General features: G+C 71.7%; 12 protein-coding genes. 7 read left to right on the top strand and 5 right to left on the bottom strand.

The genetic code is table 11. The features are described 5' to 3' along the window. The first annotated feature begins 69 nt into the window (after positions 1-69). Positions 70-1524, top strand: coding sequence for an FAD-dependent oxidoreductase (locus ACZ58N_RS14850; RefSeq protein WP_471159051.1), 1455 nt, complete (start codon positions 70-72; stop codon positions 1522-1524). A gap of 46 nt (positions 1525-1570) precedes the next feature. On the opposite strand, the gene ACZ58N_RS14845 is transcribed toward ACZ58N_RS14850, so the two are convergent. After that, entirely contained in the window at positions 1571-2638 is a 1068-nt protein-coding gene (locus ACZ58N_RS14845; RefSeq protein WP_471159049.1) for an ATP-dependent DNA ligase, read from the bottom strand. A 75-nt stretch (positions 2639-2713) separates the two neighbouring features. Between ACZ58N_RS14845 and ligD the strand changes: the two genes are divergently transcribed. From ligD to ACZ58N_RS14830, 3 genes are all read left to right on the top strand, one after another. Beyond that, positions 2714-3757: a non-homologous end-joining DNA ligase gene (gene ligD / locus ACZ58N_RS14840; RefSeq protein ID WP_471159047.1), complete on the top strand. Its 1044-nt coding sequence runs from the start codon at positions 2714-2716 to the stop codon at positions 3755-3757. A gap of 112 nt (positions 3758-3869) precedes the next feature. Next, on the top strand, positions 3870-4796 hold the full coding sequence (locus ACZ58N_RS14835) for a DUF3626 domain-containing protein (protein WP_471159045.1): 927 nt from the start codon (positions 3870-3872) through the stop codon (positions 4794-4796). Continuing rightward, positions 4789-5292, top strand: coding sequence for an HAD domain-containing protein (locus ACZ58N_RS14830; protein WP_471159043.1), 504 nt, complete (start codon positions 4789-4791; stop codon positions 5290-5292). The genes ACZ58N_RS14835 and ACZ58N_RS14830 overlap by 8 nt, the downstream gene beginning before the upstream one ends. 108 nt (positions 5293-5400) lie before the next feature. Here ACZ58N_RS14830 and ACZ58N_RS14825 read toward each other — a convergent pair whose 3' ends face one another. Beyond that, positions 5401-6303, bottom strand: a complete 903-nt coding sequence (locus tag ACZ58N_RS14825) for a S41 family peptidase (protein WP_471159041.1) — start codon at positions 6301-6303, stop codon at positions 5401-5403. A 298-nt stretch (positions 6304-6601) separates the two neighbouring features. Here ACZ58N_RS14825 and ACZ58N_RS14820 point away from each other — a divergent pair, with 298 nt between their 5' ends. Continuing rightward, a complete protein-coding gene (locus ACZ58N_RS14820; RefSeq protein ID WP_471159039.1) occupies positions 6602-7459 on the top strand; it encodes an alpha/beta hydrolase in 858 nt (285 codons plus the stop codon). 104 nt (positions 7460-7563) lie between these two features. On the opposite strand, the gene ACZ58N_RS14815 is transcribed toward ACZ58N_RS14820, so the two are convergent. Next, positions 7564-8226: a TetR/AcrR family transcriptional regulator gene (locus ACZ58N_RS14815; protein ID WP_471159037.1), complete on the bottom strand. Its 663-nt coding sequence runs from the start codon at positions 8224-8226 to the stop codon at positions 7564-7566. 112 nt (positions 8227-8338) lie between these two features. Here ACZ58N_RS14815 and ACZ58N_RS14810 point away from each other — a divergent pair, with 112 nt between their 5' ends. Further along, positions 8339-8581, top strand: coding sequence for a WhiB family transcriptional regulator (locus tag ACZ58N_RS14810; protein ID WP_471159035.1), 243 nt, complete (start codon positions 8339-8341; stop codon positions 8579-8581). 105 nt (positions 8582-8686) lie between these two features. Here the strand turns inward: ACZ58N_RS14810 and ACZ58N_RS14805 are convergent, their stop codons facing one another. Continuing rightward, entirely contained in the window at positions 8687-9658 is a 972-nt protein-coding gene (locus ACZ58N_RS14805) for an acyl-ACP desaturase (protein WP_471159033.1), read from the bottom strand. Positions 9659-10261: 603 nt separating this feature from the next. On the opposite strand from ACZ58N_RS14805, the gene ACZ58N_RS14800 reads away from it, so the two are divergent. Next, positions 10262-10723, top strand: coding sequence for an ATP-binding protein (locus tag ACZ58N_RS14800; RefSeq protein WP_471159031.1), 462 nt, complete (start codon positions 10262-10264; stop codon positions 10721-10723). A gap of 113 nt (positions 10724-10836) precedes the next feature. Here the strand turns inward: ACZ58N_RS14800 and ACZ58N_RS14795 are convergent, their stop codons facing one another. Then, positions 10837-12477, bottom strand: a complete 1641-nt coding sequence (locus ACZ58N_RS14795; RefSeq protein ID WP_471159029.1) for an ABC-F family ATP-binding cassette domain-containing protein — start codon at positions 12475-12477, stop codon at positions 10837-10839. Positions 12478-12654: the final 177 nt, after the last annotated feature.

The raw sequence follows: 12654 nt of genomic DNA, 5'->3' as shown, positions 1-12654 counted from the left end.
TCGAGGCTCGTCCGTGCAGGCTCTGGCGGTGTGATCGTCGTACGGTTCATCGGCCGCCAGGGGGACGCAATGGCACATGTGCTGGTCATCGGCGGAGGCATCGCGGGGCTGGCCACCGCGCTGCTGGCGGCGCGCCGGGGACACACCGCCGAGCTGTTCGAGCGGGACACCCGAGCCCCCGGCACCGCCCTCGACCGGGACTTCTTCCGTTGGCGGCGCCCCACCGTCCCGCAGGCGGCGCAACCGCACGTGCTGCTCGGCGCGGCACGCAAGGTGCTGCTCGACGAACTGCCCGACGTGCACGCCGAGATGCTCCGGCTCGGGGCGCGCGAGCGGCACGAACTGGACTGGTTCGACGCCCGCCCGCCCGCACTGCCCGGCGACGAGGACCTCGTCATGCTCCAGGCGCGCCGCATCGTGCTGGAGAGCGCCCTGGCCACGGCGCTGCGCGCCGAACAGGGCGTGGTGACCCGGTACGGGGAACCCGTGGAGGGACTCGTCACGGTCGGCGACGCCGGAACAGGGGCGGGGGACGGTTCCCGAACCGGACCCGCACCCGGACCGGGGGCCGCATCGGGATCGGGGATCCGGGTGACCGGGGTGACCGCGGGCGGCGGGGCCTACGCGGGTGACCTGGTCGTGGACGCGGCCGGGCGGCGCGGCGGCGTCGAACGCCTGCTGGCGGCGGCCGGCTGCCGGCCCGCCGCCGTCGAGCGGCACCGCACCGGGCTCGCGTACTTCTGCCGCTGGTACCGGCTGCCCGACGGCATGGAGGAGGGACCGCGCCGGCCGTGGACCGTGACGGGCGGATCCTTCGCGGGCTGCGCGGTCTTCCCCGCCGACAACAGGATCTTCGCCGTCACCCTGTTCGTGCACACCGACGACCCCAGCCGTGGCGCACTGCGCACCCCGGCCGTCTTCGACGCCGCAGCCCGCGCCTTCCCGCCCGGCGCCGCCTGGTTGGAGACGGGCGCCGAACCGCTGTCCGGCGTACTGGCCATGGCGAGCCTCGACAACCGGTGGAGCGCCCTGGCGGACGAGCGGGGCCCCGTGGTGAGCGGACTCGTCCCCGTCGGGGACGCCCTCACCCACACCAACCCGACCCTGGGGCAGGGGACCTCGCTGGCCCTGTGGGCCGCGCACCGGGTGGCCCGGTCGGCGCACCGGGATCCGGGAACGGCCCGGTTCGCCACCGACTACCACGACTGGGCCGTCCGTACGCTGAAGCCCTGGTTCGACTTCCAGGTCGTCGCCGACACGGCCATCGGGGAGCGCTTCGCGACCCGTGCGGGGCGTACGGGAACGGCGCGGGAGGTGTCCGCGTTGTTCGACTGCGCGCTGGAGGACCCGGAGGTGATGCGGGCGCGCGCGAAGGTCCGGCACCTGGCCGAACCCCCCGAACGGGCGTACGCGGACCCCCGGATCCGGGCCAGGGTGGCCCGGTGGCTGGCGGCCCGGCCGGACTACTCCCCGAACGCGGTGGGCCCGGACCGGGCGCGCTGGGAACGACTGACGGCGGTCTGAGGGCTACCGGGTGCGGGGTGTCCGGTGGAGGGATCGCCCCGGGGTGTCAGCCGCCGGCGCCCAGTACCTCGGCGAGGTCGTAGCCGATGACCTCCTCCAACTGGGCGTAGGTGCAGCTCTGCGGGGTCCGGTCCGGGCGCCAGCGGCGGAACTGGGCCGTGTGCCGGAAACGGTCGCCCTCCATGTGGTCGTACGCCACCTCGCAGACGCGCTCGGGGCGCAGCGGCACCCAGGAGAGGTCCTTCTTGCCGGTCCAGCGGCTCTGGGCGCCGGGCAGGCGGGCGCTCTCGTGCGCGGATTCCTCGGCCCACGCCGCCCAGGGATGGTCGTGCGGGTCGTCCATGCGCAGCGGGTCGAGTTCCTCGACCAGTTCGGCGCGGCGCTTCATGGGGAAGGCGGCGCAGACGCCCACGTGCTGGAGGGTTCCGTGCCGGTCGTGGAGCCCGAGGAGGAGCGATCCGATGATCGGACCGCTCTTGTGGAAACGGAAACCCGCGACGACCACGTCGGCCGTACGCTCGTGCTTGATCTTGAACATGAGGCGGGCATCGGGCCGGTACGGGAGATCGAGGGGCTTCGCGATCACCCCGTCCAGGCCGGCGCCCTCGAACTGCTCGAACCACTCCCGCGCGAGCGCGGGGTCGGTGGTCGCGGGCGCGAGGTGGACGGGGGGACGGGCGGTGGAGAGGACCTGGACGAGGGCGCTGCGGCGCTCGGCGAGCGGGGTGTCGAGGAGGGCGTCGTCGCCGAGGGCGAGCAGGTCGAAGGCGACGAAACTGGCGGGTGTCGTCCCGGCGAGGAGCTTCACGCGGGAGGCGGCGGGATGGATGCGTTCGGTCAGTCGATCGAAGTCGAGCCGCCCGTCGTGCACGATCACGATCTCGCCGTCCACCACGCAGCGATCCGGCAGGTTGTCCTGCAAGGCTGTCACCAGCTCGGGAAAGTACCTGGTCAGGCTCTTACCGGTGCGGCTGCCGATCTCGACCTCGGCGCCGTCGCGGTACACGACCGCCCGAAAGCCGTCCCATTTGGCCTCGTACTGCATGCCGGCCGGGATCGTGGACACGGACTTCGCGAGCATCGGCTTCACGGGGGGCATCACCGGGAGATCCATACCCAGGATTCTGCGGTGGTGCGTCCGGCTCCGCCCGGTATGCGCACCCGGCCGAGCCCGCCTACCGTGGCGCACATGGGTGCTGCCGGTGGTGCGATCGAGCTCGAAGCGGGCGGGCGGGCGGTACGACTGTCCAGTCCCGACAAGATCTACTTCCCCGAACGGGGACTCACCAAGAGGGACGTCGCCGAGTACTACCTGGCCGTCGCCGACGGCATCACGCGCGCCCTGCGCAACCGCCCCACGACCCTGGAACGCTTCCCGGAGGGGGTGGAGGGCGAGTCCTTCTTCCAGAAGCGCGCGCCCAAGAACCTGCCCGACTGGATCCCGACCGCCCACATCGCCTTCCCCAGCGGGCGCACGGCGGACGAGATCTGTCCGACCGAGCCCGCCGCTGTCCTGTGGGCCGCCAACCTGGGCTGCCTCACCTTCCACCCCTGGCCGGTGCGCCGCGACGACACCGACCGGCCCGACGAACTCCGCATCGACCTGGACCCCCAGCCCGGCACCGACTACCACCACGCGGTGGCCGCCGCCCACGAACTGCGTGCACTGCTGGAGGAACTGGGGCTGCGGGGCTGGCCCAAGACCTCGGGCGGGCGAGGCCTGCACGTGTTCGTGCCGATCGCACCCCGCTGGACGTTCACCGAGGTCCGGCGATGCGCCATCGCCCTGGGCAGGGAGTTGGAGCGGCGGATGCCGGGCAAGGTCACCACGGCCTGGTGGAAGGAGGAACGCGGCGAGCGCATCTTCGTGGACTACAACCAGACGGCGCGCGACCGGACGATCGCCTCCGCCTACTCGGTCCGTCCGCGCCCCCACGCCCCGGTCTCCGCACCGTTGCGCTGGGACGAGGTGGACGACGCCGAACCGCGCGACTTCGACATCGTGACGATGCCGGCCCGGTTCGCCGAACTCGGCGACCTGCACGCCGATATGGACGACCACGCCTTCTCGCTCGACACGATCCTGGAACTCGCCGACCGGCAGGAGCACGAGCACGGGCTCGGGGACATGCCCTACCCGCCGGACTACCCGAAGATGCCCGGCGAACCCAAGAGGGTCCAGCCGAGCCGAGCCAAACACCAGGACCCTCCGGGCGCCACCGACACCGACTAGGAGTCGGGTTCGGCGCCGGGGCGGGCGGCGCCCGATCCGTCCAGGGTCGGGGGCGGGGCGTCGGCGGACAATCCACGTGCACCGGTCCCTCACTTCGGGAAACACTGTGCTGATGAGCTCCGCCACCACCCCGACAGCACAGGAACGCGCCCTTCGCCACGTCGCCGGACTGGCATCGGGTCCTCCCGTGGACCCGAAGCTGCGGGTGACCCTCAACTTCCACCCGGACCGCCCTTGGCGGGGCCGGCCGATCCTGGACGCCCTGGCCGAGTCCGGTGTCTACCACTCGCAGTTCGTCACGGGGACCAGCAACGGCGGCCTGACCGCCCACGCCGGTGGCGACCGGTGGCGTTGGGAGAGCCGGATCTTCGACGGTGCCTACGACACCGCGAGCCCTCATGCGCGCCCCGTTTACGGTGCGTTGAACTTCCGGCACAAGCCGGTCGGCGGGGCGGCCCGCTTCGGGTCCGCCCACTTCCGCCTGTCGACCGAAGCGATGTCGCGGACCACGTTCTGCTACCCGGACAGCTTCCTGGAACCCTCGGATTTCGGGGTCGCGGCGCGCATGGGACTGCTCGGGATCGCCCTCGCGGACGAGCAGGACGAGCTCGACGACTACATCGAGGCCCAGGTCCACGGCCCGGTCCGGCCGCGCCACCATGCGGAGGCGCTTGTCCTGGACCCCTGCTACCGGGGAACGGAGGTGGAGGCCGCGGCCCTGCGCCTCGGCTGCCCGGTGGAGTGGCACCCCGGCTTTCGGCTCGGTGTGGACGAACTCCGACGTCACCCCGACTACCGCGGCCGGGAACACGTCGAGCTGGGAGCCCGGATCGCCGTCGACGGAGTGCTCGATCCCCGGATCATCGGCGACGCCGCACGGGCCGGCCGCCATGACCCCCAGGCGCTGAAGAAGGTGTGGCACTGCCTGGCGCGGTTCGGGGCGCCCGAGCGGCCCGCCGACGAACCGGTGGCCCCGACCATGCCGGAAGGTTCCGCACCCGACGGCGGCCGGTCGACCCGGGGCGGCGCCCGTGGCTGACGCACCTGCTCGTCCGCTGCTGTTCCTGGATGTCGACGGGCCGCTGATTCCCTTCGGCGGAACGGGCTACCGCACGTACCCGACGCCGTGGGAGGCATCCGGGAATCCGCTGCTCGCCCGGCTCGACCCCGCCATCGGGGCACGACTGTTGGCGCTCCCGTGTGATCCGGTGTGGGCCACGACATGGGGCGGGGAGGCCAACGAGACCGTCGCCCCCCTCCTGGGACTGCCCGAACTACCGGTGGTCGAATGGCCCGAGCCGCCGGGCGACGGGCATCGGGACGGGACGCACTGGAAGACCCGTCCGCTCATGGCCTGGGCGGGGAATCGCGCGTTCGCCTGGTTCGACGACGAGATCACCCCGGCCGACCGCGCCCGGGCGGCCGCCCACCATCCGCGGCCCACCCTCCTCCACCGGGTCGACCCCCGCACCGGCCTCACCGAAACCGACTTCGACGCCCTCACCCACTGGCTGACCCACCTCCCCGCGCCCTGACGCCACCGACCGGGTGGGCCGGCGCCGAGAGGGGCGCGACGAGGAGCCCGGTCACGCGGGGGCCGCCGCAGCCCGGCCCCCGCCGCCGAGGTCATGCCCCGCAGCCGGTCAGCCCGACAGGCGGTCGAGGGCCAGCGCGTGGGCGCGGGCGAGGGAGTCGGCAGCGGCGCAGGGAACGTCCGGCTGCACCCCGACGCCCTCCCAGTTCGTCCCGGAGACGGGGTTGACGGCGCGGCCGACGGGGATGGTGGCCTCCAGATGCGGGTGCACCGTGAAACCCTGGCACGGGTGCGCGCCGCCGCGGGTGCCCTCGCCGACGACCACGGCGCGGCCGAGCTGCTGGAGGTCGTAGGCCAGTTCTTCGGCGGCTGAGAAGGTGCTCTCGCCGGACAGCACGTACAACGGCTTGCTGCCGCCGAAGCGGGCGCCCGGAACATGCGGCGGGCTCCAGGACTGCTCGCTGTCGCGGCTCCGCCAGTGCATCGTGTTGAGGTGGGTGCGCTCGTCGAGGAGGTAGCCGCAGACGAAGGCGACCGTGTCCGGGTCGCCGCCCCGGTTGGTGCGGAGGTCGACGATCAGCGCCCGTGCGCGGGAGACCAGGGTGAGCGCGGCGCTGAGGGGTTCGGCGGCCCACGGCAGCGGAAACAGCATGGGTGCCAGCTCCAGCACGGCCACCTCCCCGTCGAGCAACTGCACCCGGGGCACACCGCCCAGCGTCGTGTCGAAGTCCCGGCGCATCGCTTCCAGGGAGGCCGCGCCCCGCTCCGGGGACACCGGTTCGGCGTGGTGCTTCAGCCTCAGGTGCCGGTCACCGTTGACGGACTGCAGATCCGCGGTGACCAACCGGGAGAGCTCCTCGGCGTCGTCGACGGCGTAGGCGCCCTCGGAGAGGCGTCGTTGCAGCAGGACGCCGAGCTGCTCGGCCGGCTCGGGGAAGACGTAGTGCTCGGTCAGGAGCCGGGTCGTCTCGTCGACGACCAGGGCCGGTACCAGCTCTGTTGAGGTGCTCATGGCAGGGAGTAGAGCACCGCTCTCGCTCGGACGTCAAAGGGTTTGGATGCCTTGTGGCATGTCTGATCAGCTCTTTCGTCCCGGGTGGGCGTCGACCCGACATGATCGGACGACTTGCGGGGGTTTCGGGGCCGCGAGTTTCAGGGCCGCGAACGGGGTGGCCCGGCGTGCGCACTTCGCTACGGCGGCGCCCGGTGTTCGCCCCTCAATAAACACGAACGATCGTGCTAACATTTTTTCATGGTCCTGCCGACGTCTGTCGGTGCCGCGAAGATCCGGAGGAGTGGGCATGCGTCCCATGGCTGCACTTGTGAGCGTCACCCTCGACATCGCCGCCAGGGTGGCCCCGGGACAAGCGGGGAAGGCCGCGTTCGCGCTGTTCATCCGCCCCCTCGGGCGACCTCCGCTGCGGCCCGAGGAGGTCGAGCCGATGGGGCGGGCCGAGAGGGGGTCGCTGACCGTCGACGGCGCGTCCGTCACCACGTACCGATGGGGCGACGGACCGCGCCCGGTGCTGTTGGTGCACGGCTGGTCCTCGCGCGCCTCGCGGTTCGCCGCCTTCGTGACGGCGCTCCGCGCCGAGGGGCACACCGTGGTGGCCTTCGACGCCCCCGGGCACGGGGAGTCCGGCGGTCGGGCCGCCTCGGTACGCGACTTCCGCGACATCATCCACGAACTGCACCGGGAACACGGCGAGTTCTCCGCCATCGTCGCCCACTCCATCGGGGTCCTGTCCAGCCTGTTCGCGCTGCGGGACGGCATCCGGGCTGAGCGCGTGGTCGGTATCGGGGGCGTCGCTCACTTCGACCCCGTCATCGAGGGGTTCCGTCGCTCCCTGCCCGCCGGGCCGGCCGTCGTACGGGCGCTGCGCGACCACATCGAACACCGGCTCTTCGCGGGAGTGCCGGACATCTGGCGCCGACTGGATGCCCGGGTGGACCCGGGCCCGGCTCCGGAACGCATCCTGCTCGTGCACGACATCGAGGACGACACGACCGCGCCCGCCCAGTCGCGGGCGCTCGCGGAGGCCTACGGGGAGCGAGCCCGGCTGATCGAGACCCATGGCCTCGGTCACCGACGCATCCTTCGCGACCCCGAAGTGGTCGCGGCGACGGCCGGGTTCCTCGCCGGGATGCGGACGGCCGCGGTCCACTGAGCCGCCCGGCCGCGTCGGGGGCCGGTCCCGTCGGGCCCCGGCGGCGACCGGTCCGCCGGTCCGTGGCAGGGGCCCCGGCCCGGCCGGCTCCGACGGTGGTCGCGTCAGGCGGCTCCGACAGCGGTGGGTGGCCGTTCCGGTAGTCCTTCCGGGGCGACCGCGGCGGCCCTCAGTCGATCGAGGATGCCCCGGGCGGCCCGCTCGTAGGCGGCGGAGTCCTCCAGCAACAGCGAGTGGGCGTTGGCCAGTTCCATCAACGCGATGATCTCGAAGGCCAATTGCGGCACCTCCGCCGCACCGAACGCATCACGGAACGCGCCCGCCAGCCGGGCCTCGTCCAGGACCCGTTCCACGTAACGCGTCCAGTCGGACCGCGCCTTGGCGATCTCGTCGCGGACCGGACCGGGCCGGGCGTCGAACTCGGCCGACACCGTGGCGAAGAAGCACCCGCCGGGAAAGACCCGCCCCGCCGAGTACGCGAGCCAGCGCTCGCACAGCAGCCAGGCCTTGGCGACGCCCGTGGGCTCCCGGTGCACCGGGCGCACGACGTGCTCCACGAACACGTCCACGGCGGCGCGGACGGTCGCGAGCTGGAGGTCCTCCTTCGAGCCGAACAGGGCGAACACCCCGCTCTTGCTCAACCCCAGATCGGTGGCGATCCTGCCCAGCGACAGGCCTTCGAGCCCGTCCACGGAGGCGACCCGCACGGTCCGATCGAGGACCGTCCGCCGCGTCTGGTTACCGCGCTCCACGCGCCCGTCTGCCATGCCCCCAGCTTACCGAACGCACGATCGTTCACTCTGTGCGGGCGCCGGAGCCGTGTGCCGGTGTTGATCGTGCGTTGATGAGACGTACATCGGAGGGAGCCAGCATCGGCGCATGTCGATGAACACCACCACCAGCACCACCCCTGCCTGGTACGCCCTGGCCCTGTGCGCCCAGACGGGCCCGAGCTTCTTCTTCCCCGAGCCCGGCTCCTCGCTGCGGGACGCGAAGCGGCTGTGCGGGGCGTGTGAGGGGAGGGCGGCCTGCCTGGAGTACGCCCTGACCAACGACGAGCGCTTCGGCGTCTGGGGTGGACTCTCGGAAGCGGAACGCCAGGCCCTGCGCCCGCGCGGCTGACGGGCCACCCCCGCTCGGGCGCCTGCCGCCGCACGACGAAGCCCCGGGGAGCGTGGCTCTCCCGGGGCTGTCGTCGTGGTCCGCCCGACGGGCGGGTGGTCCCGGTCAGCCCTTGCGGGCGGCCAGGCGGGCGGCGCGGGCGGCGAGGCGCTCGTCGAATTTGCGGGCCTCGCTGTCGAGCCCGTCCATGAACAGGCCGAGCTCCTCCTGGGCCTGCTGCCCCTCGGGGCCCAGACCGTCGATGCTCATGATCTTGAGGAAGCGGATCACGGGGCTCAGTACGTCGTCGTGGTGGATCCGCAGGTTGTAGACCCCGCCGATCGCCATCTGCGCGGCCATCCGCTCGAAGCCGGGCATGCCGTGACCGGGCATCCGGAAGCCGACGACCACGTCCCGCACGGCCTTCATCGTCAGGTCCGGGGCGATCTCGAAGGCCGCGCCCAGCAGGTTGCGGTAGAAGATCATGTGCAGGTTCTCGTCCTGCGCGATGCGGGCCAGCATCCGGTCGCAGACGGGGTCGCCGGACTGGTGACCGGTGTTGCGGTGCGAGATGCGGGTCGCGAGCTCCTGGAAGGCGACGTACGCGACGGAGTGCAGCATCGAGTGGCTGTTGTCGGACTCGAAGCCCTCCGACATGTGCTGCATGCGGAACGCTTCGAGCTTGTCCGGGTCCACGGCGCGCGAGGCCAGCAGGTAGTCGCGCATCACGATGCCGTGGCGACCCTCCTCGGCGGTCCAGCGGTGCACCCAGGTGCCCCAGGCGCCGTTCCGGCCGAAGAGCGTGGCGATCTCATGGTGGTAACTGGGGAGGTTGTCCTCGGTCAGCAGGTTGACGACCAGCGCGATCTTGCCGATGTCGGTGACCTTGGACTGCGCCGGGTCCCAGGCCTCGCCGTCCTCGAAGAAGCCGGGGAAGTTGCGGCCGTCGCTCCACGGGACGTACTCGTGGGGCATCCAGTCCTTGGTGACCTTCAGGTGGCGGTTGAGTTCCTTCTCGACCACCTCTTCCAGCGCGAACAGCAACTTGGCGTCGGTCCACGCCTCCGAGCTGCCGAGGTGGGGAGAGGTGATCGTCACGGGTACTCCTGGGTGCAAAGCGAATTACCTACGGTTCCGTAGCCTACGGAGTCGTAGGTTAAGCGCGACATCAAGGCGAGCCAAGCCCCAAAGGTCGGTACGCCCCGTTACATCCGGTTATTTACGCAGTTTGAAAGCGCGCCAAGTGGGTTTAATGGCTTGAGATTCACGCCGACAAGTGATCGCTGGCCTCCGGTCCTGGCGTAGGGAGTGCCCGACGGGGCGGCGGCCGAGGTGGTCGGAACGGGTCACGAAATACCGCGGGAAAAGATCATCTAGGCGTACAACCGGTGGCACCGGTGACCCCGATTGCGCTACGTTCGGTAGCGCGGATCTCACGCGGGGCGACCCCGGGCCGTACGGCTGTCTGCCCGCCACCGGCACTCACCGGTGCGCCCGGCCGGAGCCCGTGACGCGCACCGCTTCGCACCGCACCGCTCCGCGCACCGCACCGCCACCTCGTACGTACGACACCACCTCGTACGTACGACACCACTTCGCACCCGGAACCACCCCACCTGCGGCACCGCCGCACCCCCTGCGCACAGCACCGCACCACCCCGTGTACATCGCACCGAGGACATCACAAGTGGGAGCAGCACGATGACGGGCACCCTCCGCGGCCTGCGAGAGGTCCGCGACTTCCGGCCGGCTCCGCCCCTGGCCGAGAAGCTCGGCCATTCGGTGCGGCTGCCCGGCGGGCCCCGTGGCGCGGGCGCCGCCCGGGCGGCCGTACGGTCACTGCTGCTGCGGCACGGACTGGCCGAGCTGTGCGGCACCGCCGCCCTCGTCACCTCCGAGCTCGTTTCCTGCGCCGACCGGTTCACGCCCGGTCTGGACATGACGCTCACGGTGCACTGGCGGTTCGACGCCTTGCGGATCGTCCTCTACGACCAGCACCCCGCGCACTCCTCGCCGGAGGAGGGCGAGGAGTGCCGGCAGCTCCGCAGCCGCGCGATGTGGCTCCTGGCCCGGGCCGTGGAATCCGGCGACGGGGACTGGGGGCTCACCCCCGTACTGACCCCGCGCGGCGGCACCAAGTCCTGGGCACTGCTCTCCCGTTGAGGGGCTCCGGGCCCGGTCGAACCCGGCCCGGTCGAACCCCGGCCCCGTCGAACCCGGCCGGGGTGAGCCCGTCCGGGCCCGCCCGATCGGCCGGACCCGGACCGCCCCGGCGGTCAGTGCTCCCAGCGGGACTCCCTGACCTCCTCCGCGGTCGTCGACCGCAGCTCACCGTCGAGCAGCAGCCAGCGCGTGATGCCGATCGACTCCAGGAACGGCACGTCGTGGCTCGCCACCACCAGTGCGCCCTCGTACGACTCCAGGGCACCGGTGAGCTGTCGAACGCTCGCCAGGTCCAGGTTGTTCGTCGGCTCGTCCAGCATCAGGAGCTGAGGAGCAGGCTCCGCCAGCAGCAGGGCGGCGAGCGCCGCCCGGAAGCGTTCGCCGCCCGACAAGGTGCCCGCGGCCCTGTCCGCACGGCCCCCTCGGAAGAGGAAGTGCGCGAGCCGTGCCCGGATCACGTTGTTCGTGGCGTGCGGGGCGAACCGTGCCACGTTCTCCGCGACCGTCCTGGCGTCGTCCAGCACGTCGAGGCGCTGCGGCAGGTACCGCGTCGGGACGTGCGTGACCGCCTCACCGGAGGCGGGCGGGGCGAGCCCCGCGATCGTCCGCAGCAAGGTGGTCTTGCCGGACCCGTTGCCGCCGACCAGAGCGATCCGCTCCGGCCCGCGCAGCTCCCACGTGCCGCTCACGCGGGCCCCGTGGGGCAGGTGCAGATCGGTCAGGGTCAGCACCCGGCGCCCGGGCGGCACCTGGGTGGCGGGCAGCTCGATCCGGATCTCGTCGTCGTCGCGCACCGCCTCCACGGCCTGGTCCAACCGCTCCCGGGCCTCGGTCAGTTTCTCCGTGTGCATGATGCGGTGCTTGCCGGCCGATTCCTGGGCGGCCCGCTTGCGGGCACCCATGACGATCTTCGGCTCGCGCTTGTTCTCGTACATCTTCTGGCCGTACCGCTTGCGTCGGGCCAGCTTCATGTGGGCTTCGGAGAGTTCGCGCTTCTGACGCTGCACGTCGCCCTCCGCGACCCGGACCATCCGCTCGGCGGCCTCCTGTTCGGCGGCCAACAACGCCTCGTAGTCCGTGAAGTTGCCCCCGTACCACCGGACTTCGCCCTCCCGCAGATCGGCGATCTGGTCTACGCGGTCCAGCAGCTCACGGTCGTGGCTGACGAGCACCATCACCCCGGTCCACGATTCGACGGCCGCGTACAGGCGGCGTCGGGCCCGTAGGTCCAGGTTGTTGGTCGGTTCGTCGAGGAGCAGGACGTCGGGGCGGGCCAGCAGCAGGGCGGCCAGCCGCAGCAGGACGCCTTCTCCGCCGGACAGTTCACCGACGGTGCGGTCCAGGCCGATCCGGGCGAGACCGAGCTGGTCGAGGGTCGCCAGAGCGCGCTCCTCGACGTCCCAGTCGTCGCCGACCGCGGCGAAGTTCGCCTCGGTGGCCTCACCCGCCTCGATGGCGTGGAGGGCGGCGCGGGTGTCGCGGATGCCGAGGACCTCGTCCACCCGCGCCCCGGTGTCGAGGGTGACGTCCTGCGGTAGGTATCCGACCGATCCGGCGACGGAGATCTGGCCACCGGCGGCCCGCAGTTCACCCGCGATCAGTTTCAACAGGGTGGATTTGCCGCATCCGTTGAGGCCGATCAGGCCGGTGCGGCCGGGGCCGACGGCCCAGTGGAATCCGTCGAGGACGGGGGTTCCGTCGGGCCATTCGAAGGAGAGGTCGGAACAGGTGACATGGGTAGGGGCATGACTCATGGAGGCCTCCAGGTTGCGTGGATGGTGCGTGCAACGCGGGGAGACAGCCGACTGTCACGTGGTCGTGTCGGTGGTCGGTGTCTCGGACCTCAGACGAGCAATGTCCTACTCCGTTTCGGCGGCAATGGGGCGCTCATGACGCTACGGAAAGCCGCCGCCGGCCGCAATCGATTAAAC

It is taken from the genome of Streptomyces sp. NPDC040432, assembly GCF_055595445.1.
The sequence above is the reverse complement of the archived record's forward strand: the minus strand, read 5'-3'. Positions and strand labels throughout refer to the sequence as shown.